The organism is Methylobacterium sp. J-090, assembly GCF_022829345.1.
GTDB lineage: Bacteria > Pseudomonadota > Alphaproteobacteria > Rhizobiales > Beijerinckiaceae > Methylobacterium.
In genome coordinates, this window is record NZ_JAKSXV010000098.1 from 304,351 (window position 1) to 326,623 (window position 22,273).

General features: G+C 69.9%; 20 protein-coding genes. 12 read left to right on the forward strand and 8 right to left on the reverse strand.

What is annotated here, in order from left to right; translation table 11 throughout:
• The first annotated feature begins 90 nt into the window (after nt 1–90).
• Nucleotides 91–1,053 carry a hypothetical protein gene (locus MKK49_RS20925; protein ID WP_244031787.1) on the forward strand — a complete coding sequence of 321 codons (963 nt, stop codon included), beginning with the start codon at nt 91–93 and terminating at the stop codon, nt 1,051–1,053.
• A gap of 77 nt (nt 1,054–1,130) precedes the next feature.
• Here the strand turns inward: MKK49_RS20925 and MKK49_RS20930 are convergent, their stop codons facing one another.
• Together MKK49_RS20930 and MKK49_RS20935 are read right to left on the reverse strand one after the other, a co-directional pair.
• The gene (locus MKK49_RS20930; protein ID WP_244031788.1) at nt 1,131–1,370 is read right to left on the reverse strand and encodes a hypothetical protein; all 240 of its coding nucleotides are present in this window, start codon (nt 1,368–1,370) and stop codon (nt 1,131–1,133) included.
• 77 nt (nt 1,371–1,447) lie between these two features.
• On the reverse strand, nt 1,448–2,848 hold the full coding sequence (locus tag MKK49_RS20935; RefSeq protein WP_244031789.1) for an MFS transporter: 1,401 nt from the start codon (nt 2,846–2,848) through the stop codon (nt 1,448–1,450).
• A gap of 138 nt (nt 2,849–2,986) precedes the next feature.
• On the opposite strand from MKK49_RS20935, the gene MKK49_RS20940 reads away from it, so the two are divergent.
• The 4 genes from MKK49_RS20940 to MKK49_RS20955 all read left to right on the forward strand — a co-directional run bounded on the left by MKK49_RS20940 (nt 2,987) and on the right by MKK49_RS20955 (nt 7,343).
• The gene (locus tag MKK49_RS20940; RefSeq protein ID WP_244031790.1) at nt 2,987–3,250 is read left to right on the forward strand and encodes a hypothetical protein; all 264 of its coding nucleotides are present in this window, start codon (nt 2,987–2,989) and stop codon (nt 3,248–3,250) included.
• A gap of 196 nt (nt 3,251–3,446) precedes the next feature.
• Entirely contained in the window at nt 3,447–4,793 is a 1,347-nt protein-coding gene (locus MKK49_RS20945; protein ID WP_244031791.1) for an MFS transporter, read from the forward strand.
• 10 nt (nt 4,794–4,803) lie between these two features.
• Nucleotides 4,804–5,823, forward strand: coding sequence for a histone deacetylase family protein (locus tag MKK49_RS20950; protein WP_244031792.1), 1,020 nt, complete (start codon nt 4,804–4,806; stop codon nt 5,821–5,823).
• 269 nt (nt 5,824–6,092) lie between these two features.
• Nucleotides 6,093–7,343 (forward strand): glutamate carboxypeptidase, encoded by a 1,251-nt coding sequence (locus tag MKK49_RS20955; RefSeq protein ID WP_244031794.1) that lies wholly within the window; start codon nt 6,093–6,095, stop codon nt 7,341–7,343.
• 19 nt (nt 7,344–7,362) lie between these two features.
• On the opposite strand, the gene MKK49_RS20960 is transcribed toward MKK49_RS20955, so the two are convergent.
• The 6 genes from MKK49_RS20960 to MKK49_RS20985 form a co-directional block, all read right to left on the reverse strand.
• Nucleotides 7,363–10,533, reverse strand: a complete 3,171-nt coding sequence (locus tag MKK49_RS20960; RefSeq protein WP_244031796.1) for a multidrug efflux RND transporter permease subunit — start codon at nt 10,531–10,533, stop codon at nt 7,363–7,365.
• 53 nt (nt 10,534–10,586) lie between these two features.
• The gene (locus MKK49_RS20965; protein ID WP_244031797.1) at nt 10,587–11,747 is read right to left on the reverse strand and encodes an efflux RND transporter periplasmic adaptor subunit; all 1,161 of its coding nucleotides are present in this window, start codon (nt 11,745–11,747) and stop codon (nt 10,587–10,589) included.
• A 45-nt stretch (nt 11,748–11,792) separates the two neighbouring features.
• The gene (locus tag MKK49_RS20970; protein WP_244031798.1) at nt 11,793–12,356 is read right to left on the reverse strand and encodes a TetR/AcrR family transcriptional regulator; all 564 of its coding nucleotides are present in this window, start codon (nt 12,354–12,356) and stop codon (nt 11,793–11,795) included.
• Nucleotides 12,357–12,358: 2 nt separating this feature from the next.
• Nucleotides 12,359–12,703, reverse strand: a complete 345-nt coding sequence (locus MKK49_RS20975) for a DMT family transporter (RefSeq protein ID WP_244031799.1) — start codon at nt 12,701–12,703, stop codon at nt 12,359–12,361.
• A 138-nt stretch (nt 12,704–12,841) separates the two neighbouring features.
• Nucleotides 12,842–13,093 (reverse strand): hypothetical protein, encoded by a 252-nt coding sequence (locus MKK49_RS20980; protein ID WP_244031800.1) that lies wholly within the window; start codon nt 13,091–13,093, stop codon nt 12,842–12,844.
• A 20-nt stretch (nt 13,094–13,113) separates the two neighbouring features.
• The gene (locus tag MKK49_RS20985; protein WP_244031801.1) at nt 13,114–14,748 is read right to left on the reverse strand and encodes an inorganic phosphate transporter; all 1,635 of its coding nucleotides are present in this window, start codon (nt 14,746–14,748) and stop codon (nt 13,114–13,116) included.
• A 223-nt stretch (nt 14,749–14,971) separates the two neighbouring features.
• On the opposite strand from MKK49_RS20985, the gene MKK49_RS20990 reads away from it, so the two are divergent.
• The 7 genes from MKK49_RS20990 to MKK49_RS21020 all read left to right on the forward strand — a co-directional run bounded on the left by MKK49_RS20990 (nt 14,972) and on the right by MKK49_RS21020 (nt 22,201).
• Nucleotides 14,972–16,561: an alkaline phosphatase D family protein gene (locus tag MKK49_RS20990; protein ID WP_244031803.1), complete on the forward strand. Its 1,590-nt coding sequence runs from the start codon at nt 14,972–14,974 to the stop codon at nt 16,559–16,561.
• 298 nt (nt 16,562–16,859) lie between these two features.
• A complete protein-coding gene (locus tag MKK49_RS20995) occupies nt 16,860–17,336 on the forward strand; it encodes a CYTH domain-containing protein (protein WP_244031804.1) in 477 nt (158 codons plus the stop codon).
• A 352-nt stretch (nt 17,337–17,688) separates the two neighbouring features.
• Nucleotides 17,689–18,240, forward strand: coding sequence for a DNA starvation/stationary phase protection protein Dps (gene dps / locus MKK49_RS21000; RefSeq protein ID WP_244031806.1), 552 nt, complete (start codon nt 17,689–17,691; stop codon nt 18,238–18,240).
• 134 nt (nt 18,241–18,374) lie between these two features.
• Nucleotides 18,375–18,581 carry a DUF6582 domain-containing protein gene (locus MKK49_RS21005; RefSeq protein ID WP_244031808.1) on the forward strand — a complete coding sequence of 69 codons (207 nt, stop codon included), beginning with the start codon at nt 18,375–18,377 and terminating at the stop codon, nt 18,579–18,581.
• Between the two features lie 337 nt (nt 18,582–18,918).
• The gene (locus tag MKK49_RS21010; protein ID WP_244031810.1) at nt 18,919–20,028 is read left to right on the forward strand and encodes a catalase family protein; all 1,110 of its coding nucleotides are present in this window, start codon (nt 18,919–18,921) and stop codon (nt 20,026–20,028) included.
• Nucleotides 20,029–20,159: 131 nt separating this feature from the next.
• A complete protein-coding gene (locus tag MKK49_RS21015) occupies nt 20,160–20,360 on the forward strand; it encodes a hypothetical protein (protein ID WP_244031812.1) in 201 nt (66 codons plus the stop codon).
• Between the two features lie 35 nt (nt 20,361–20,395).
• Nucleotides 20,396–22,201, forward strand: a complete 1,806-nt coding sequence (locus tag MKK49_RS21020) for a glycoside hydrolase family 15 protein (protein WP_244031814.1) — start codon at nt 20,396–20,398, stop codon at nt 22,199–22,201.
• Nucleotides 22,202–22,273 lie beyond the last annotated feature (72 nt).

Here is a 22,273-nt window from a genome sequence, read left to right on the forward strand (position 1 = left end):
CTCCGGCAAAAGCCTTTTTCTGCTTCCCGAGATATCGTCCTGTCACCTTTGTGCATCAGCCAGGATCGTGCGCGCGGGCTAGCGTGCGCGATGCCTCAGACTTTCCGCACGCGGCGTCGTCGCGCATATCGGCACGCCCACGCGACGGTCCTGGGCCTCGTCCTCTTTGCGGCGACGCTCGCGGGAGCCGCCCGGGCCGAGCCCGGGCACGATCGGGGGAAGGGTGGCGAACCGGACAAGGTCGATTCCGAGAACCTGTTCGGGTTCACGGAGGGGACCGACACCGGCAAGGCGGGCGAGCAGGAGGTGGTCGTCGACACCATCGGCCGCTTCAGCAAGCGGCGCGGTGGCCCGGGGGCCTCGGGATACGGCGCCGCCGAGCCCATCGTCAGCTACCAGGTCGATCCCACCGACAATTTCAGCATCGAGCCCGGCCTGCAATTCGACGCGCGGCGCGATCGCAACGTCGCGGGCGTGCCCGACAAAGCGTTCGCCACCGTCAACGGCGGCTCCCTCGAAATGAAGTATCAGGTCCTCAAGCGCACGGACGACCACCCCTTCGGCCTCGCCCTGCAGGCGGAGCCCCTGTATTCGCGGGTGACGCCCATCGAGGGGCGGGGTGCCGACGTGTTCAGCATGGACACGCGCCTGATGGCGGATGCGCGCCTGATTCCGGACAGGCTGTGGGTCGGCGCGAACCTGATCTACGATCCGTCGGTGGCGCGCCTCAAGGGTTCGGGCGAGGTCGATCGATCCTCCACCCTCGCCCTGTCGGGGACGCTGATGGCCCGGATGACGGAGACGTTGTTCCTCGGGCCGGAGATCCGGGCCATGCGCGCCTATGACGGTGCGTTCCTCAACCGGTTCCTCGGGCATGCCGTGTTCCTCGGACCGGTGCTGCACTACCAGGTCTCGGAGAAGGGTTTCCTCACGATCGCCTACGCGGCCCAGGTCATCGGCCACGACCGCGACCCCGCGTTCACCGACCGGGCGCTCAGCCTGACCCAGTTCGCCCGCCACAACCTGCGGGTCCGCTTCGGCATCGAGTTCTGAGCGGAGTGCCCCGCGAGGCGAGCTCGGCCGCTGGAGCATCGTCCCGAACGGTGGTTGCCGGCTTTCGGGACGATGCGCTAGGCGAGGCTCGACGGCGCCTGCCACGCCACACCGGCATGTTCGCGGATGTCGCCGTCTTGGGCGCCGGTATCCGCGTCGGTGGTCCAGTCGCTCGGCTCGGCCACGTCGATCACCTCGTCGTCGGGATAGGCGGCGGCGAGGAACAGGCGGGCCTCGCCCTCGGCGGCCGCACGGACGGTCACGAGCGGCCTGACGCCCTCGGCGGCGCGGATGTTGGCGATGAAGAGCTTCGTCATGTCGGTGTCCTCGGGCGTCGGTGACAGGGCGCCGGCGGGACAACGCGCGGGCGCGTCGGGCGTCCCATCGCGGACTGCTACGCGGAACCGGCCGTCGTCCCGGGGCCAACCGCGAGGCGCAGGAAGCTCACGGCGCTGGCGACGGCCGCGAAGACGCCGCCGAGCCCGAGGGCGAGGGCCGGCCCATGGGCCTCCGTGATGACGAAGCAGGCGGCCACGAGGGCCGCGCCCATGGTCTGGCCGAGGAGGCGGGCGGTGGCGACGATGCCGCTCGCGCCCCCCGAGCGTGCCGCCGGCGCGCTCGTCATGATGGCGCGCAGGTTCGGGGCCTGGAAGAAGCCGAAGCCGGCGCCGCAGATCGCCATGCGCCAGCCGATATCCACGACGCTCGGGCTCGCCGGCAGGCTCGCCAGCAATCCCATGCCGACCGCGAGGGCGGCGAGGCCGATGCCGCCGAGCAGCCCCGGCGGGTAGCGGTCCGAGAGGCGTCCGGCCAGCGGCGCCATCGCGGCGACCACGACGGGCCACGGCGTCATCAGGAAGCCGGTCTCGACCTGACTGCGCCCGAGGGTGTGCTGGAACAGGAAGGGCAGGGAGACGAAGGCGAGGCCCTGGGCCGCGAAGGAGCACACCGACGTCAGGGCCGAGAGGGCGAAGAGCGGTCGCCGGAGCAGATCGGCGGCGAGCATCGGCGCCGGGTGGCCCGCCTGCCGGCGCAGGAGCAGGGTGAAGCAGGCGAGCGACCCGGCGATCTCCGCCAGGATGTGCCAGAGCGGCGCCTCGTGGGCGGCCTCGCCGAGCCCGAGCACGAGGAGGGCGAAGGCGGCGGCGTTCAGGAACGCGCCCGGCACGTCGAACCGGTGGCCGGAGCGTCCGGTGTCCGGCAGCGCGGTCCAGGCCAGGGCCAGGGCGCCGAGGCCGATGGGCACGTTGACGGCGAAGAGCCACGGCCACGGCGCCGCGACGAGGATCAGGGACGCCACGGTCGGACCAACGGCGAAGCCGACGCCGACCACGAAGGCGTTGAGCCCGACGCCGCGCCCGAGCCGGTCGGCGGGATAGATGAAGCGGATGAGCGCGATGTTCACGGCCATCAGGGCGCTCGCGCCGACGCCCTGGAGCACGCGGGCCGCCACCAGGGTGGGCAGGGACCAGGCGAGGGCGCAGACGAGGGAGGCCGCCGTGAACAGGATGAAGCCGGCGATGTAGATCCGCTGCTGCCCGACGATCTCCCCCAGGGCCGCGATCGGCAGCAGGGTCGCCACCACGGCGAGCTGATAGGCGTTGACGATCCACACCGAGGCGCCCGGATCGACGCCGAGATCGGCCGCGATGGTCGGCAGGGCGGTGTTGGCGATGGCGGTGTCGAGGGTGGCGAGCGCCACGCCGGTGAGCACCGCCACCATCGCCCGGCCGCGCCGGCCCGGCGGCAATCCATCCCGGCGCGGAAGATCCGGCATTGGAGTCGAAGGGGACATGGGGGATGGGCTCGCAGCGGCGACAGCGTGTTGAATGCGTCCGCCGCGGACCGTTGGCAAGCGCGGCGCCGGACGGCGAACGAACACGGGCCCGGGCGCGTTGCCCGTCCATACCAACGCTCGAAGTACGGACTTTTCATGCGCGCGACCCTTGTCCTCACCGCCTCCCTGATCCTGTCGCTGACGGGCGCCGCCTTCGCGCAGAACCCGGCGGCCGGCGGCACCATGAACAATCCCGGCAGCGTGAAGAGCAACGGCGAGAAGGCCGACGATCGGACCACGGGCTCCGCCCCCGACACGAACCCAAATCCCGGCGGCCGGCCGTCCGACCACAACGGCACGGCCGACACCCTCGGCAAGGCCGACAGCAAGTCCGGTGCGCCCGCGGCACCGCGCCCGTAGCGCGTTCGCCGGGTTTCCCGACCGCGCAACGGTGGACATCGATCCCGCCGGGCCCGCGACGCGACGGGGTCGCCCACAGGCGAACCAGATCGCCGCTCTTGAGCGTCGGTGCGAACTCTGGCCAGCTCCTTGCGCTTCGTCCAGCTCCTTGCGCTTCGTGAGGACGAGCGGCGGCGGGTCCGCCGTCCGGACGAACGTGCCGCGCAATCTCTGGGGGTTCGGGCCGATGACGGGCGACGTGACGGACATGCATCAACCGGTGAGGGCCGGCATCGCCGCGTTCGTCGGGACGATGATCGAATGGTATGATTTCTTCATCTACGGAACGGCGGCCGCGCTCGTCTTCGGTCGACTGTTCTTCCCGCAGGTCGACAGCTTCTACGGGACGCTCGCCGCGTTCGGCACCTTCGCCGTCGGGTTCCTGGCGCGTCCCCTGGGTGGTGCGATCTTCGGCCATCTCGGCGACCGCGTCGGCCGGAAGAAATCCCTCATCATCACCCTCGTCATGATGGGCGTGTCGACGATCCTCATCGGCCTCCTGCCGACGCATGCCATGGTGGGCATCTGGGCGCCGATCCTGCTGGTGACGCTCCGGTTCGTCCAGGGCATCGCGGTCGGCGGCGAATGGGGCGGCGCCGTCCTGCTCGCCGGCGAGCACGCCCGCACCGAGGACCGCCGGACGTTCATGGCGTCCTTCGCCCAGCTCGGAAGCCCGGCCGGGCTGATCCTGTCCATGGTCATGTTCAAGTTCGTCACCCTCCTGCCCGAGGCCGAGCTGCTCAGTTGGGGGTGGCGCGTGCCGTTCCTGTTCAGCGCCGTCATGCTGGTGGTCGGGTTCGCCATTCGCATGGGCGTGAAGGAATCTCCGGACTTCATCGCCGCCCAGCGGCAGCGCCTCGCCAGCCTCAAGCAGGATCAGGCCCCGCTCCGGGAGATCTTCGCGACTTCCAAGGGGCTCCTGATCGCGGCGATCTGCAGCAACGTTCTCGGCATTTCCGGGTTCTACTTCACCAACACGTTCATGATTTCCTACACGACGAGCTACCTCGGGCTCGCGCGGGGCACGATCATCGACTGCCTGCTGATCGTCTCGATCATGCAGTTCGTCATCACGCCGCTCTCGGCCTACATCGCCGAGCGGACCTCGGTGATCCGGTTCCTCGTCTGCACCGCCGCGTATTCCATCGTCGCACCCTACGCCATGTTCATGCTCGTCGAGCAGCGCGACCTCGTCAGCGTCACCCTCGGGATCGGCATCGCCGTGGCCGGCCTCGGCGCGTATTACGCGGTCATCGCCGGCTACGTCAGCGCGTCCTTCCCCACGCGGTACCGCTACACCGGGATCTCCATGGCCTATCAGCTCAGCGGTGCGATCTTCGGCGGACTGACCCCCCTGCTCGGCACCATGCTGGCCCAGAACGCCAACGGGAACTGGATGCCGCTGGCGATCCTGTTCAGCCTCATCTCGACCATCTCCCTCGTGTCCGTCCTGGCGCTGCACGCCCTGCGCAACCGGACGGACGCGCTTCCCCAAGCCGCCTGAGGGTCGCCGGATGAGAACCTACTTCCATCGGGATCAATCCCTGCACGAACCCCGCACCTACTTCTCGCGGGGTGCCATGCGGACGCCGCAGGAGCTTCCGACCCGCACCGGCGCTCTCCTCGACGCCGCGCGCAGCCTCGGCTTCGACGTGGCGGAGCCGGAGGATCGGGGGCTCGCCCCGATCGCGGCGGTGCATTCGCCCGACTACCTCGCCTTCCTCCAGTCGGCCCATGCGGACTGGATCGCCGAAGGCGAGGATTGGGGCGACGAGGTGATGTCCAACATCTTCGTGCAGACCGCCAATCCCACGGGCATCCTGGCGAAGGCGGCCTGCCACATCGCCGACGGAAGTGCGCCGATCGGAGAGCACACCTACCGGGCCGCGTACGCCTCGGCCCAGTGCGCCATCGCGGGGGCCGACGCCATCCTGGGAGGCGCGCGGGAGGCCTACGCGTTGTGCCGGCCGCCGGGGCACCATGCCCGCCGCTCCGCCGCCGGCGGCTTCTGCTTCCTCAACAACGCCGCCGTCGCGGCCGCGCGGATGGCCGGGCGCTTCCCGCGCGTCGCGGTCCTCGACACGGACATGCATCACGGCCAGGGCATCCAGGAGATCTTCTACGACCGAAGCGACGTCTACTACGTCTCGATTCACGGAGATCCGACGAACTTCTATCCCGTCGTGGCGGGATACGCCGACGAGATCGGTCGCGGCGACGGCCTCGGCTTCAACCTGAACCTGCCCATGCCGCACGGATCGCCGGAAGACGTGTTCTTCGAGACGCTCGACACCGCACGCGCGGCCCTCGACCGGTACGCCCCGGATGTGCTGGTCCTGTCGCTCGGCTTCGACATCTACGCCCACGATCCGCAGGCGAAGGTGGCCGTCAGCGAGGCCGGGTTCGAGCGCCTGGGCCGTGCGGTCGCATCGATCGGTCTGCCGACCCTCATCGTCCAGGAAGGCGGCTACGCCATCGACAGCCTGGGCGCGCTGTCGCGGCGGTTCTTCTCCGGGTTCGGCGCCGGCCGGTGAGGGCCGCGGCGGGGACACCGTCCCGGGCGGCGGGCTCCGCCTCGATCACGTCGTTCGTCCGTGCTCCCGAGCCGAGACGGTCTCCGGCGCGAACGGACGCCGGCACGGTCATGCCGCCGCCCATGACCCGTCCGTCCCGTTCAACCCCACCCTTCACAACGGGGTGTCCGGACCGGGCCGCGAACGCGTCGGGGTAAGGCCACCAAGCCCGTTCGCTTGACGGACGGTGACGGGCCGCGTTGGCTGCCGACCCGACGAGAAGGATTCCCATGCGCACGATTGCCCTACTCGCTCTCGCCATCCTCGTGGCCCTGGCGCCGATCGAGGCCCTGTCCGCGCCGGACGAGGCCGTGCTCGCGGCAGCCAGGGCCCAGGACGGCCCGTATCGCGAGACGCTCAAGGGGTTGGTCGATGTCGATACCGGCACCGGCGATGTGCCCGGCCTTTCCAAGGTCGAGGCGATCCTGACGGCGCGTCTCGAAGCCTCGGGCTTCGCGGTGAGCGCCCGGACCGCCCCCGCCTTCGGCGGCAACACCCTGATCGGCACGCGCTCCGGCAAGGGCACGCGCAGAATCATGCTGCTCGTGCACTACGACACCGTGTTCGGCACGGGCGACGCCGCCAAGCGCCCCTATACCGAGCGCGAGGGCCGTGCCTACGGGCCGGGAGTCGCCGACGCGAAGGGCGGCGTCGCGATGATTCTCCACGTCCTGGCCGGCCTGGAGGCCCTGCGCTTCGACGGCTACGGCACCCTCACGGTGGTGTTCAATCCGGATGAGGAGCGCGGCTCGCGCGGGTCCCGCGACGCGATCGCCAAGGTCGCCCGCGAGCAGGACGTGGTCCTGTCCTTCGAGCCGTCCTTCGCCGAGGCCGGTGTCGACGCCGTCACCGTCGCCACCAAGGGCATCAACTACGCGAGCCTCGCCGTCAAAGGCCGCGCCTCCCATGCCGGCGGTGCGCCGGAAGCCGGCCGCAATGCGGTGGTCGAACTCGCGCATCAGATCCTTCAGCTTCAGGACCTCGGCGACCCGGCGAAGGGGACCAGCCTGCATTGGACCGTGATGCACGGCGGGACCAAGCCGAACATCATCCCCGACGACGCCAAGGCGGAGGGCGACATGCGCTACTTCCTGCCGAGCGAGTACGACCGGGTGCTGACGCAGGCGCGGAGGATCGTCGGCGCGCATCGCGTTCCCGACACGCAGGTGACCTTCGATCTCGCGAAGGGCCGCCCGCCGCTGCCGCACAACCCGGCCACGCAGGCCCTCGGCGACCGCGCGCACGCGATCTACGCCGAACTCGGCGCCGACCTCACCCTCGCCGAAATCGGCGGCGGCACGGATGCGGGCTACGCCTTCCAGCCCGACAGCCCGGCAAAGCCGGCGATCCTCGAATCCCTCGGCATCGTCGGAGGCCACTATCACAGCGCCGACGAATTCGCGGTCCTCGCGAGCATCACGCCGCGGCTCTACCTCGCGACCCGCCTCGTGATGGAGGTGTCGAAGGAGACGGGGCGCTGATCGACGGGGGCCGCGATGTTCAGCGAGCGGCGCTCGCGGCATCGGCCCGTGGCACTGCGTTCGCCGGCGCGCCGACGGACCCCGCCGGCGCGGCTCCGGGCCTGTTGCGGATGGCGGAGGCGATGAGAACGTAGAAGAGGGGCGTGACGAACACCGCCAGCACGGTCGCGGTGATCATGCCGCCGAGCACGCCGGTGCCGATGGCGCGCTGGCTGTTCATGCTGGCCCCCGTGGCGATTGCGAGCGGCACGACGCCGAGGATGAAGGCGAATGAGGTCATCACGATGGGCCGGAAGCGCAGGGCGCAGGCCGCCAGCGCGGCCTCGCGCACCGAGCGGCCCTGCGCCACGAGATCCTTGGCGACCTCGATGATCAGGATGGCGTTCTTCGCCGTCAGGCCGATCACCGTGATCAGGCCGACCTTGAAGTAGACGTCGTTCGGCATGTCGCGCATCAGCATGGCGAAGACCGCGCCGACCACGCCCGTCGGCACTACCAGCAGCACGGCGAGCGGGATCGACCAGCTCTCGTAGAGCGCCGCGAGGCAGAGGAAGACGCAGAACAGCGACAGGGCGAGCAGATAGACCGCCTGGCTCCCCGAGAGCTTCTCCTGCAGGGACTGGCCGGTCCAGGCGTAGTCGAAACCGGCCGGCAGTTGCCCGGCCAACCGCTCCATCTCCGCCATGGCGTCGCCGCTGGCATAGCCCGGGGCCGCCGTGCCGCCGAACTTGATGCTGGGGTAGCCGTTGAAGCCCACCACCTGGGCCGGGCCCATGGTCCATTGCAGCCGCGCGAAGGATTGCAGCGGCACCATCTGGCCCCGGGCATTGCGCACGTTCAGGTCGAGCAGATCCTCGGCCTTCATCCGCCGCCCGGCCTCGGCCTGCACGATCACCCGCTGCATGCGGGCCTGATTCGGGAAGTCGTTGACGTAGGCCGAGCCGAGGCTCGTCGAGAGCGTGTCGTTGATCTCCGCGAAGGTGACGCCGAGCGCGTTCGCCTTCTCGCGGTCGATCAGGAGTTCGACCTGCGGCGCCGTCGGCAGGCCCTCGACGTAGACGCCCTGCAGGGCAGGGCTCTGCGCGGCGGCGGAGAGAAGCCGGTCGCGGGCCGCCGCCAGGGCGGCGTAGCCCTGCTGGCCCTTGTCCTGCAGGCGGAAGCTGAAGCCGCTGGAATTGCCGAGGGAGTCGATGGCCGGCGGGGCGAGACTCATGGCGACGGCGTCGGGCAGGCCGGCCAGCATGGCGTTGGCGCGGGCGCTGATGGCGTCGGCGCCGTCGGACGGCCCGCGTTCCGGCCACGGCTTCAACCCGACGAAGTTCAGCGCCGCGTTCTGGCCCTGGCCCGAGAAGCCGAAGCCGAGCAGGACGGTCTGGTTGTCGACGCCGGGCTCGCGGGCGAAATGCGCCTCGATCCGCCTGGCGACGTCGAGGGTGCGCTCGGCCGAGGATTCCGGCGGCGTCTGCACATCGACGATGATGAAGCCCTGGTCCTCGACGGGCAGGAAGCTCGACGGCATGCGGGCGTAGCCCCACCCCAACGCCGCGATGAGCGCGGCGTAGACGGCGAGGGCGCGCACGGGCCGGTTCAGCATCGCGCTCACCCCGGACCGGTAGGCCTCCGTTCCGGCGGCGAAGCGACGGTTGAACCAGCCGAACATGCCACCCTTGGCGTGGCCGTGGCCGGCCGCGACGGGCTTGAGCAGGGTCGCGCACAGGGCCGGCGTCAGCGACAGCGCCAGGAAGGCCGAGAACGCGATGGAGGTCGCCATGCTGACGGCGAACTGGCGGTAGATCACCCCGACGGAGCCGGGGAAGAACGCCATCGGCACGAACACCGCGACCAGCACCAGGGTGATGCCCACGATGGCGCCGGTGATCTGCCCCATGGCCTTGGCGGTGGCGGCGCGCGGGGACAGGCCCTCCTCGGCCATGATCCGCTCGACGTTCTCCACCACCACGATGGCGTCGTCGACGAGGATGCCGATGGCCAGCACCATGCCGAACATGGTCAGCACGTTGATGGAGAACCCGGCGAGCAGCAGGGCGCCGCAGGTGCCGAGCAGGGCCACCGGCACCACGATGGTCGGGATGATCGTGTAGCGGATGTTCTGGAGGAACAGGAACATCACCGCGAAGACCAGCGCCATCGCCTCGGCGAGGGTCATCAGCACCTGCCGGATCGAGACCTCGACAAAGGGGGTGGTGTCGTAGGGGATACTGATCCTCACGTTGGCGGGCAGGGTCTTGCCGAGCTGGGCGATCTTAGCCCGCACGCCCGTGGCGGCGGCGAGGGCATTGCCGCCGGGCGCGAGCTGGATGCCGATGCCGGCGGCGGGACGCCCGTCGAGGCGGGTCTGCATGGCGTAGGACTGGCCGGCGAGCTCGACCTCCGCGACATCGCGCAGGCGCACCAGCGAGCCGTCCATGTTGGCGCGCAGGACGATCTCGCCGAACTCGCGCGGCGTCGTCAGCTGTCCCTTCACCAGGACGTTCGCCGCGATGCGCTGGCCCTGCCTGGCCGGCTGCGCCCCGACGATGCCGGAGGCGATCTGGGCGTTCTGCGCGCCCACCGCCGCCGTGACGTCGGCCGCCGTCAGGTTGAGGCCGACGAGCTTGACCGGATCGATCCAGATCCGCAGGGCCTTCTCGGACGAGAACAGGGTGGCGCGCCCGACCCCCGGCACGCGCCGCAATTCACCGAGCACGCGCCGGGCGGCGAGGTCGCCGAGATCCATCTCGCTCATGGCGCCGTCGCGGGAACTCAGGGTGACGAACTGCAGGAAGCTCGTGCTGGCTTCCTCGACGATGACGCCCTGCTGGGTCACCGCCCGCGGCAGGCGCGCCTCGATGCGCTTGATCCGGTTCTGGACCGCGACGGTGGCCTTGGAGGCATCCGAGCCCGGCGCGAACGAGGCCATGATCTGGGCCTGGCCCGAGGTGTCGCTGGTACTCTCGAAGTACATGAGCCCCGGGATGCCGTTGAGCTCCTCCTCGATGATGCGGGTGACGCCGTCATAGAGCCGCTCGGGCGGGGCGCCCGGATAGGTCGCCGTGACCTGGATCGTGACGGGGGCCACGTCAGGGTATTGCGACACCGGCAGGACGAAGACCGAAATCGCCCCCACCAGCATGATGAACAGGGAGATCGCCCAGGCGAAGATCGGGCGGTCGATGAAGAACCGGGTCATGGGACTGCGCCTGCGCGAGCGGGGCCGGGACGATGATGAAGCGTCGGGCTTGATCAGTGCGGGTCGGGGACGGCGGCCGTCTTGCCGCCCGTCCAGGCGACCGGATTGACGGCCATGCCGGGCTGGATCTTCTGGAAGCCCTCGACGACGACGGTCTCGCCGGCCTTGAGCCCCTCCTCGACGATCCAGCCCGCATCCGTGAGGGCCCCGGTACGCAGCGGCCGCAGGGCGGTCTTGCCGTCCGCGACGACGTAGGCCTGGGCCTCGCCGGCGCTCGAGCGCTGGATGGCCTGAGCCGGGACGATGACGGCGTCGGCGCTCAGGCCCTGCGCCACCCGCACCCGGACATAGGTGCCCGGCAGCAGGGCGGCCTTCGGGTTGGGCAGGGTCGCGCGCAGGCTGAGCTGCCCGGTGCCGGGATCGACGCTGACATCCGTGAACAGGAGGCGGCCCGCATCCGGGTAGAGGCTCCTGTCCGGCTGCACGAGCATGACCTCCACGGTCTCCCGGTTCGCGGCGAGCGGATTCGGGTCGGAGGCCGAAGCGTTGAAGTCGGCGAAGATCGGATCGATCTGCTGGACCACGGCGAGCTTCGTCGCATCGCCCTGGCCGACGAGGGCGCCCTCGGTGACCAGCGCCCGGCCGATGCGGCCGGCGATGGGCGCGCGCACGGTGGCGTAGTCGAGGTCGATCCGGGCCCGGGCGAGTTGCGCCGTCGCGCTCGCCACGTCGGCCTCGGCCTGGCGCAGGGTGGCGACGGCGATGTCGCTCTGGGCCGTGCTCGCCGCCTGCCGCTCGACCAGGGTCCCGGTGCGCTCGGATTGGCGCTGAGCCTGCACCCGCGTCGCCTCGGCCCGGGCGAGGGCCGCCGCCTTGGCGTCGACCTCGGCCCGGTAGACGGCGGGATCGATCCGGAAGAGGACGTCGCCCTTGTGCACGAGGCTGCCCTCCTCGAAGGCGCGCTCCCGGATGATGCCGGAGACCTGGGCGCGGACCTCGGCGACGCGGGTCGAGGCGAGGCGTCCGGGCAAGTCGAGCATGCGCGGGACGGTGATCGCCGCGACGGTCACGGTGGAGACGTCCAGGGGAGGCGTCTCGGCCGCGGGCGCGGCGGGGCCGTTCGCCGCCGGCTTGCAGCCGAACAGCGCCAGGATCACGAGGCCGGGCGTGATGAGGGGGAGGGCGGGCCAGCGCCAGCGTTCACGCGCACTCATGGGTCGACGGGTCCTTGGGGCGAGGGAGGAAGGTGCAGGCGGCGGTCAGCGGGCGAGGGTCATCGCCACGAGGCGCGCGCGTAGGCCAGCGAGGTCGGGCATCGGTCCGCCGTCGTCGCGCAGGAGGCCGGCGAGCCAGACCCCGTCGGCCGCGAGCCGTACGATCTCCAGGGTTGGATCGTCGTCGGTGGCGCGATGCCGCTCGACGAACTTCGCGAACCACGCCGCCGTGACCCGGCGCAGGCTCGGTTCGGTGAGGGACGAGATGTACAGGGCGGTCCACTGGCTGCTCTGGTTCAGCATCAGGTCGTCGAGGGTCACGGTGACGTAGGCCCGCGTGAATCGGCCCCACGGCTGCGGGTCCGTGGCCATGGCCGCCTCGATATCGGCGTCGAGCTTCTCCAGGAGCTCGGCGACGACGGCGTCGATGAGGGCCTGCTTGCTGGCGAAGTGGTGGAACAGCCCGCCCTTGGTCACACCGGCGGCCTCGCAGACGGCCTGCACCGTGACCGCGGCGAGACCCTGTTCCAGGGCCAGCCTGGCGGCGCAGTCGAGGAGGGTGCGGCGGACGAGCTCGGGCTGCTTCCTGCGGCGGGACGCGGTGGCCATGCTCAGTGCCCCGTCGCGCGCGAGAACGCCTGCATCACCACGACGCCGCCGACGATCATGGCGATGCCGACGAGGGCCGCCAGGTCGAGGGACTGCCGGAAAACCGTCGCGCCGATCAGGGCGGTCAGGACGATGCCGACGCCGCTCCAGAGCGCGTAGACGACGCCGAGGGGCATGACCTTCAGGGCGTGCGTCATCAGGTAGAAGGCCCCGGCGTAGAACACCGCCATGGCCAGCGTCGGAGCGACCTTCGTGAACTGCTCGGACTTCTGCAGGAAGGTCGTGCCGGCGACCTCGCACAGGATGGCGACGGCGAGGGCGGCGTAGGCGGCGGTCTGGCTCGGCATGATTCCACCGTTCAATCGATGACCCTTTAGATACCGACTGTTTGGTATCTTTCAAGGGGACGCATCGGATCGGACGCTGTTTTCGGCGAAGGCCCCGTTTTTCGGGGGAGAAGCCCGTGCGGCGCGGGGCCGAACGGGCTAGGGCCCGCGCGACGGTGCGTCGGAAAGCCCGGCCGGCGGGTGCTTCAGCACCTCGGCGACCTCGTCCCGCGATTTGCCCCGGACCCGGTATCCCATCGCCTCGAACCGCTCGACGAGCGAGGGGCTCTCGGCGGCGGAACAGGCGGCCCATTCCGCCATCATGGCGTTCAGGGCGGCGATGCGGTCGCCGGAAGCCGCGTCGGGCGTCGGCTCGGAAGCCGGATCGGGAACCGTCTCGGGATCGGTCATGGCGGGTTTCTCTTCACCGTTCAGAACACGTGCCGCAGGAGGAAGAACAGGATCCCCGCCAGGGTGATCGCGGCCGGCAGGGTCAGCACCCAGGCCAGCGCCATGTTGCGGACGGTCGACATCTGCAGGCCCGAGCCGTTGGCCGCCATGGTCCCGGCGACGCCGCTCGACAGGATGTGCGTGGTCGAGACCGGAAGCCCGTAGAGTTCGGCCAGCCCGATCGTGCCGGCCGCCACCATCTCGGCCGAGGCGCCCTGCGCGTAGGTGAGATGGGTCCTGCCGATCTTCTCGCCGACGGTGACCACGATGCGCTTCCAACCGACCATGGTGCCGAGCCCGAGCGCGAGGGCGACGCAGACCTTCACCCAGGTCGGGATGTAGCGGGTGCCGTCGTTGAGCAGCCCGGAATAGGTTTTCAGCGTCGCGGTCTCGGCTTCGGAGAAGCTGGCGCCGTTCTTCGGCAGCAGACGGATCGCATCGGCCGCCAGGTACATGTCGTTGCGCAGGTTGGAGGTCTGGGCGGCCGGGACCTGCTTGATCGCGCCGTAATTCTTCACGTTCGCGGCGATGTCGGTCGAGAGGGCCGCGAGGGCCCCGTACACGGCGGGCTGGTTCAGGTCCTTCGAACGCAGGGCCTCCGACACCCGCTTGCGCGCCGAGGCCGCATCGGGCTGCGGGCTGCTCCCGGCATGGCCGGCGAACACCGCGCTCGCGTTCTGCGAGGTCTGAATGAAGGCCGGGGTGGTGTCGTCCGCCATGGTGCGGTTGAGGGCGTACGCCGTGGGAGCCGCGCCGATGAGGATGAGCATGATCAGCCCCATGCCCTTCTGCCCGTCATTCCCGCCATGGAAGAACGAGACGAGGGTGCAGGTCAGGATCAGCAGGCCGCGAATCCAGAGGGGCGGCGGCGCCTCGCCCTCGGGCGCCTCGTAGAGATCCTTGCGCCGCACCGTGAATTTCAGCGTCAGGAGAAGCAGGGCGGCGGCGAAGAAGCCGCAGAGGGGGCTGAACAGCAGGGCCTTGAACACGCCGAGCGCCTGGGCCCAGTCCACACCGGAGGTCGCGGCGCCCTCGGGCGCCATCAACTGGTTGGCGAGGCCGACGCCGATGACCGAGCCGATGAGGGCGTGCGAGGAGGAGTTCGGCAGCCCCAAGGCCCAGGTGCCGAGATTCCAGATGATGGCGGCGATCAGCAGCGCGGAGATCATCGCGTACCCGGCGCCGGAACCGACCTGGAGAATCAGTTCCACCGGCAGCAGCGTGACGATGGCGTAAGCCACGGCGCCCGAGGACAGCAGGACGCCGAGGAAGTTGAACGCCCCGGACCAGATCACCGCCACGAGGGGCGGCATCGCGTGCGTGTAGATGACGGTCGCCACCGCGTTCGCCGTATCGTGAAAGCCGTTCACGAACTCGAAGGCCAGGGCGATGAGCAGGGCGAGGCCGAGAAGGACGAAGGCGCCGACGGCCAGGGGCTCCTGGTGTACGGCGTTCATGTCGGCGACGAGGCTGACGACAGCGTAGGTCAGCCCTCCGACGAGGACCAGCAGGAAGGCGATGATGCCGCCCGGATGGATGCGGTGATCCATCCGCGGTCCGGGCCGCGACGCAGCTCCCAGTGCCAGATCGGGTGACGTCGTGGCGGCGTCGGACATGGGCGTTCCCGGGTCTCGGTGCGACAATCGTCCGTGCGCTATCCTTGATCCGATACAATCATGTGACAGGCTGCCGCAATCCGTCGCCCGTCCTGGATTAGAAGTGCCGCCCCCGACGTGCGGGACGGAGGCACCCGGCGCCCTCGTCGGGCTGCGCGCCGGATGTCGTCAAGGCGTCAGACTGGATCGGCATAGGGGCGACTCCCGCATCGAGGCTGCTGCCATGCCCTGGTCGTCCCGTTCGAGCCTGACCCGGCGTCCGTTCCTGGCCGGTGCCGCCGCCAGCCTCGTGGGAGCCGGCGCGGGCGTGTTCCGCCCCGGCCTCAGCCGGGCCTCCGATCGCCCCGTCCTGACCCATGGCCTGCAATCCGGCGACGTCGACGCGACCTCCGCCGTCGTCTGGGCGCGGGCCGACCGACCCTGCCGCGCGATGATCGAATGGGCGACCACGGACCGCTTCACCGCAATCCGCGGCGGCGTCTTCGCCGATGCCCTTCCGGTGAGCGACGGGACCGTGAGGGTCGCCCTGACGGACCTGCCGCCGGGCCAGGACGTGTTCTACCGGGTGCGCCTCCAGGACCTCGCCGCGCCGACGATCCTGGGGGAGCCGCAGGTCGGACGCTTCCGCACCGCGCCGTCCGACCGTCGCTCGGTCTCGTTCTGCTGGTCCGGCGACACGGCCGGGCAGGGCTGGGGCATCGACGAGGCCCGCGGCGGGATGACGATCTACGCGGCCATGCTGCGCAACCGGCCGGACTTCTTCCTGCATTCCGGCGACACGATCTACGCCGATGGCCCGATCACGCCCGAGGTGCGGCTGCCCGACGGGACCATGTGGCGCAACCGCGTCACCGAGGCCGTGTCGAAGCCGGCCGAGACCCTCGACGACTTCCGGGGCCGCTATCGCTACAACCTCACCGACGCCAACGTGCTCGCCATGAACGGCGAGGTCCCGATCTTCGCGCAATGGGACGACCACGAGGTCACCAACAACTGGTGGCCGGGCGAGCCGCTGACCCGTGCGGAGCATCTGCGCAAGAAGTACCGCGACCGGAACGTGCTGGCCCTGCAGGTGCGCGCATCGCGCGCCTTCCACGATTACATGCCGATGCGCTTCGAACCGTCGGAGCCCGGTCGCGTCTACCGCCGGATCGCGCACGGCCCGCTCGTCGACGTGTTCATGCTCGACATGCGCTCCTATCGCGGGCCGAACGGCGAGAACCGGGAGACGGATTATGGGCCGGACGCCCATTTCCTCGGGCCGACGCAGGTGGCCTGGCTCAAGCGCGAACTCGCCGCGTCGCGCGCGACGTGGAAGGTGATCGCCGCCGACATGCCGCTCGGCCTCGTCGTCCCCTACGATTCGGACCGGGCGTTCGGCTCGGAAGCCATCGCACAGGGAGACGGACCACCGCTCGGGCGCGAACTCGAGATCGCCGATCTCCTGCGCTTCCTGCGGGATGCCAAGGTCCGCAACACGGTCTGGCTGACGGCCGACGTACACTACGCGGCCGCGCATCATTACGATCCGAACCGGGCGCGCTTCCAGGAGTTCGAGCCGTTCTGGGAGTTCGTCGCCGGGCCGCTGCATGCCGGGACCTTCGGCCCGAATGCCCTCGACGACACCTTCGGCCCGGAAGTCCGCTTCGCGAAGGCGCCACCGAAGGGTCAGTCGAACCTCTCGCCGGCGGCCGGCTACCAGTTCTTCGGCCATGTCGCCGTCGACGGCGGCACCGAGCAGATGACCGTCACCCTCAAGGATGCCACCGACACCGCCCTGTGGTCCGTCACCCTCGACCCCGCGCGAGCCTGAGCAGGAGTGGTCCCCGGTTCTGCGTCGAAGCCCTGCGACACACCGAGGCGCGAAACCTGACGAAGCGTCGGCTCGCCGGCGCGGCGATCCTTGTGCCCGCGCATGGGCCAGCCCTCGGGGATGATCCGGCGCTTCGGCTCGCGGGAGGTGGTCAGCAGAAACCCGGGCCTGCCGTAGGGCGCCCGGAGGTCAGCCGGGTCCGGCCGCGCTGGAGAACGCCGACGCCGTCCTTCGGCGCCCTTGCGCCGGGCCCCGATGTGCGTCAGAGAGTCGCCCTCTTCACCGCTCAGGGCTCTGCATGCCGATCGAGATCGAGCGCAAGTTCCTCGCCCACCCGGCCGTGCTCGAGCATTGCCGGTTCGGTGTCGCCATCGTGCAGGGGTATCTGTTCACGGATTCGGAGAGCACGGTGCGGGTTCGCCGCATGGGCGAGCGCTACTTCCTCGCCTGGAAGGGCAAGCGCCGGGGCGCGTCCCGCATCGAGCTGGAGCAGGAGGTCGCGCCTGAGACCGGGGCCGCGATGCTCGCCACGGTCACGACCGGCCTGCGGATCGAGAAGGTCCGTCATCGGATCGAGGCGCACGGGCATGTCTGGGAGGTGGACCTGTTCGCCGGCGCGCTGAGCGGCCTGATCCTGGCCGAGGTCGAACTCGGTCGCGAGGACGAGACGGTGGTTCTGCCCGCCTGGATCGGCCGGGAGGTCACGTCGGACGAGCGCTACCGCAACTCGCGGCTGGCGACGCGGACCGCAAGGTCACTTCCGATCGCCGCCTGAGTTCCGCCGGGCGTCGTGACGCCATAGGCGGCGCGCCGACGACCCGGCCGTCGAGGTGGGCGCGCGCCGATCATCCATGCCGATCATCCATGCATGGCCCACGCGTTCGACCCGCGCGGAGGAACCGGCGAGCGATGGCGGTCTTGAAGGAAGCGAGCCCGCCTCGCGCGTGTCCCGCACGGCCTCTTCGAGGCCGCCACGCGGGATCGTCGGGCGGGCCTGACGTCCATTACCCGCAGGGCAGCGTTCGGGACGCCACCGTCTTGGAGGCCCTCGGCACATCGAGGCATTGGAACTGAACAGGCGCTGGGCGGGCGATCCCGACCCTTTCCGAAACCACGAGGAACCGATCATGGCGAACACGAACTCCACCACGGGACAGCGGCTTCACGAGACCCAGAACGACACGAAGTCCAACGCGAAGAAGGTCTCCACCGACGCGCTCAACGCCCGTCTCTCCGACGGGATCGACCTGGCTCTGGCGGTCAAGCAGGCACACTGGAACCTGAAGGGCCCGCAATTCATCGGCATCCACCTGATGCTGGACGGGTTCCGCGACGAACTCGACGACTACAACGACAAGGTGGCCGAGCGGATCACGCAGCTCGGCGGCACGGCGCGCGGCACGGCGACCGCGGTGGCCGCGGCCTCGCAGCTGGCGCCCTATCCCCTCGACGCCTACGCCATCGCCGACCACGTCGCGGCGCTGATCGACCGGTACGCCGTCTATGCGAACGCGGTCCGCCAGAATATCGACGACACCGACGAGGCGGGCGATGCCGGCACGGCGGACCTCTTCACCGAGGTCTCGCGCGGCGTCGACAAGCAGCTCTGGTTCCTCGAAGCCCACGTCCAGGAGCCGACCGGCGGCTTGCGCGACGGCGACCACACCGGGAAGCGCTGAGCGAGGATCGGACATCCGATCAGGAAGGGAGGTGCCGTGCTCCGGCACCTCCCTTCCGAATGAGACCGGCCGCCGCACGGGGATCTGACAGAACCCGCCCGCGGCGGCCGGGTGTCCGAGCGGAGGAGCGGGCGATGTCGAAGCTGACCGCCAAGGAGCGCGAGGCACTCCCAAACCGGGATTTCGCCTTGCCGGACGAGAAGCGCTTCCCGATCGAAGACGCGGCGCATGCCCGCAACGCCAAGGCCCGGGCCGCGCAAGCGGAGAAAGCCGGAAACCTGTCGACGTCCGACAAGGCGAAGGTCGATGCCAGGGCCGACAGGGTTCTGGACAAGAACTGATCCGGTTCGCGGCGCTCCCTTCCCCAGCGAATAATAAATCGCATGCCGGTCCGCCGCGGCCCGTTGCGCATGTCGACTCCCCGTGCACGGGACCCACGGCTGCCTGAGGTCGTCCCATATGGGGGGCGTCTCGTCTCCCCTTACGGTCAGGCGACCTTCACCAGCCCCTGATCGGCGACGACCCGAGACGCACCGGCGACCCCGGACAGTGAGAACGGCAAGGCATTCTCGAGCCCCCCTCCGCGAACGGCCTCATCCCGGTCCGGCATTCCCAAGAACGCGTTCACGGACAATTGAATAGAGCACAATTCGGAACAGGGGGCGGCAAGCGTGGTTCATGTTGGAATTGAACCAGACTGGAGTCCCTGCCGTGCAAGCGCCCGTCCGCTACAGCCCCGGTGTCGAAGACGTGAAGTCCGACGAGGGCCAGACCATCGCGCAGCTGAACGAGACGTTCGACACGATCCTGGAGACCGTCGCGAAGGATTCCGGCCATGCGGTGCGCTCCGTGCACGCCAAGTCACACGGTATTCTGGAAGGCATTCTCACGATCGATTCCGACCTTCCGCCGGAATTGGCCCAGGGTCTGTTCGCCAAGCCCGGCGCGCACAAGGTTTACTTGCGGATGTCGACCAATGCCGGCGACATCCTGCCGGATGCCGTCTCCCTGCCGCGCGGCCTCGCCCTGAAGGTCCTCGATGTGCCGGGCGAGCGCCTGCCCGACGCCGAGGGGACGACGCAGAACTTCATCATGGTCAACGGCAAGGTCTTCCAGGCGAAGACCACCGAGAAATTCCTCGGCAGCCTCAAGCTGCTGGCCGCCACCACCGACCGCGCCGAGGCCCTCAAGGTCGCGGCCTCGACCGTGCTGCGCGGCGTCAACAAGGCGCTGACGGCGGTGGGGATCGAGAGCACGACGCTCGGATCGCTCGGCGGCGCGCCGAACGTCGATCCACTGGGGGAGACCTACTACAGCGTCACCCCGTTCCGGTACGGGGACCACATCGCCAAGTTCTCCGTCGCGCCCGTCGCACCGGCTCTGACGGCCCTGACCGGCAGGGAGATCGACGCCTCCGGCCGTCCGAACGCGATCCGCGAGACGGTCCAGTCGGAGATGAAGGGCATCGAGGGCGTCTGGGAGTTCCGGGTGCAGCTCTGCCGCGACCTCGAACGCCAGCCGGTCGAGGACCCGACCGTGGAATGGAACGAGGACGAGGCGCCGTTCCAGCGGGTGGGCCTCATCGTCGCCCGGCCCCAGGACAGCTGGGACGCCGCCCAGGTGCAGACCGTCGACGAGGAGATGCGTTTCAGCATCTGGACCGGGCTCGCGGCGCACCGGCCGCTGGGCAACATCAACCGCGCCCGCAACGCGCCCTACAAGCATTCGGCCGAATTCCGCCAACGGTTCAACGGCTGTCCGATCCACGAGCCCGGTGCCGGGACCTGAGGGCGGCACGATCCCGGCCGCGATCTAAAGGTCCGGGGACCGGCGGGCATCCGCAGGCTCGGCGAGGCGCTCCACAGCGGCCCGTCGAAGATCGCGATGCCCATCGACGACGTCATCGCGGAGAGCGACGCGTGGGCTCGTGCGGCTCCGTCTCGCCGGTCGGCATGGCCACGGTGCCGCAGGCGGCGGGGCGCGGCAACGAACCGTCTCGGATCGCGTTGAGGCCCGCATTCCAACGGAAACACGCGGTCATGATCCTCCTCACCCTTCTCATCGCCGCCAACCTCACCCTCGCGGGGACCTTCTCGCTCGCCGCGGTGGCGATGGACTGACGAAGCCGACCTTTCTTCGCCCGGAGCCATCGCGCGTGCTGAAGCCTTTTCCCCGCACCGGCGGGGCCGTCGAACGCCGGGACGGATACCTCCCCCTGGAAGCCTATGCCGCCCTCGGTGAAGGGCGCTCGGTGGCGCTCTCGGGGGCCGACGGGTCCATCGACTGGTGGTGTTGCCCGAACCTCGATTCCCCGCCGCTGTTCGACCGCCTGCTGTCTCCGCACGGGGGCGGCTACTTCGCCGTGACCCCGGATGTGCCCTTCACGGTCGAGATCGGATATCGCGACGGCAGCAACGTGCACGAGACCGTCTTCACCACCGCGGCGGGCAAGGCGCGGCTGACCGAGAGCCTCAACAGCGGTCCCGCCGGTCGCCTGCCTTGGGCGGAGCTCGCCCGTCGCATCGAAGGGCTGGAGGGCCGTATCCGCTTCCGGATCGAACTGGTGTTCGGAACGCGGGGGGACACGGCCGGCCCCTTCCTGTCCGCGAACGCGAGCGGCCACGCCTTCCACGTCGCCGGCCTGATGGGACTCTTCCGTCACAGCGACGGCGTCCGCGTCGACGCCGAGGACGACCACGCGATCACGGCGCATGTCGAGGTGACCGCCGGTCGGAGCGAACTCGTCGCCATCGTCGCCGGCGAGCACGAGCCCTTGGTCGTCGCGCCGGTGGCGGATATCGACCGACGCATCGAGGTCTCCTGCGATGCCTGGCGCAATTGGACCGAACGCCTCGGCTACAGGGGCCGATACCGTGGGCCGGTCGAGCGCAGCGCCCTGGCGTTGAAGCTCCTGCTCTACTCGCCCACCGGGGCCATCGCGGCGGCGGCGACCACGTCGCTGCCCGAAGGCATCGGCGGCGAGAAGAACTATGACTACCGCTACGCCTGGGTTCGCGACGCCGGTTACGTCATCAAGGCTTTCCTCCGCCTCGGGGCCCACGCCGAGGCCAGCGCGGCGTTGACCTGGCTCCTGCGCCGCCTCGAGGAGCGGGGCGCCCACGTCCTCTACACCCTGGACGGCGAGATCGTGTCCGGGGAAGAGGAACTCGACCTTCCCGGCTATCGCAACTCCCGCCCGGTCAGGACCGGTAACGCCGCCTCCGGACAGCATCAGCACGGGATCTACGGCGACATCTTCGAGACGGCGGCGCGCTTCGTCACCGGCGGCGGCATGCTCGATCTGCGCAGCGGCGCGCTGCTGGCGCGCCTCGCCGACGAATGCGCCGAGAAGTGGAAGCTGAAGGATGCCGGGATCTGGGAGCTGCCCGAGCCGCAACATTACACGGGATCGAAGATCAGCTGCTGGCAGGCGCTCAGCCGGGCCGTCGAGATGGCCGAGAACGGGCATCTGCCCGGCGCCTGCAAGGACCGTTGGGCCCGCGCCCGGGACCGCATCGCGGACTGGATCCAGGCGCAGTGCTGGTCGGAGGCGAAGCAGGCCTATGTCATGCATCCGGGATCCGACAAGCTCGACGCCTCGCTGGCGCTCGCGGTTCGCTTCCGGTTCGGCGATCCCGACCGCCTCGCCGCGACCTGCGCGGCCATCGACAGGGAGCTCGGCCGCGGCCCCTACCATTACCGCTACACCGGGGTCGACGCCGAGGAGGGGTGCTTCCTGGCCTGTACCTTCTGGCTGGTCGAGGCGATGGCCCTGCTCGACCGGAAGGACGAGGCGGCACGAAAGTTCGAGGCGCTGATCGCGGTGCTCGACCGCAACTCCGGCACCTATTCCGAGATGGCCGACCCGATCTCGGGCGCCTTCCTCGGCAACCTGCCCCAGGGACTGACCCATCTCGCGCTGATCCAGGCGGCCGCCACGTTGTCGGGCCAGGAACTGTGAGACCGGTCCGAGCGGTCTCCGACCCGGGCGGCGGATCGGGCTTCGCGGACGCGCTGCGGAAGGCGGGTCGGG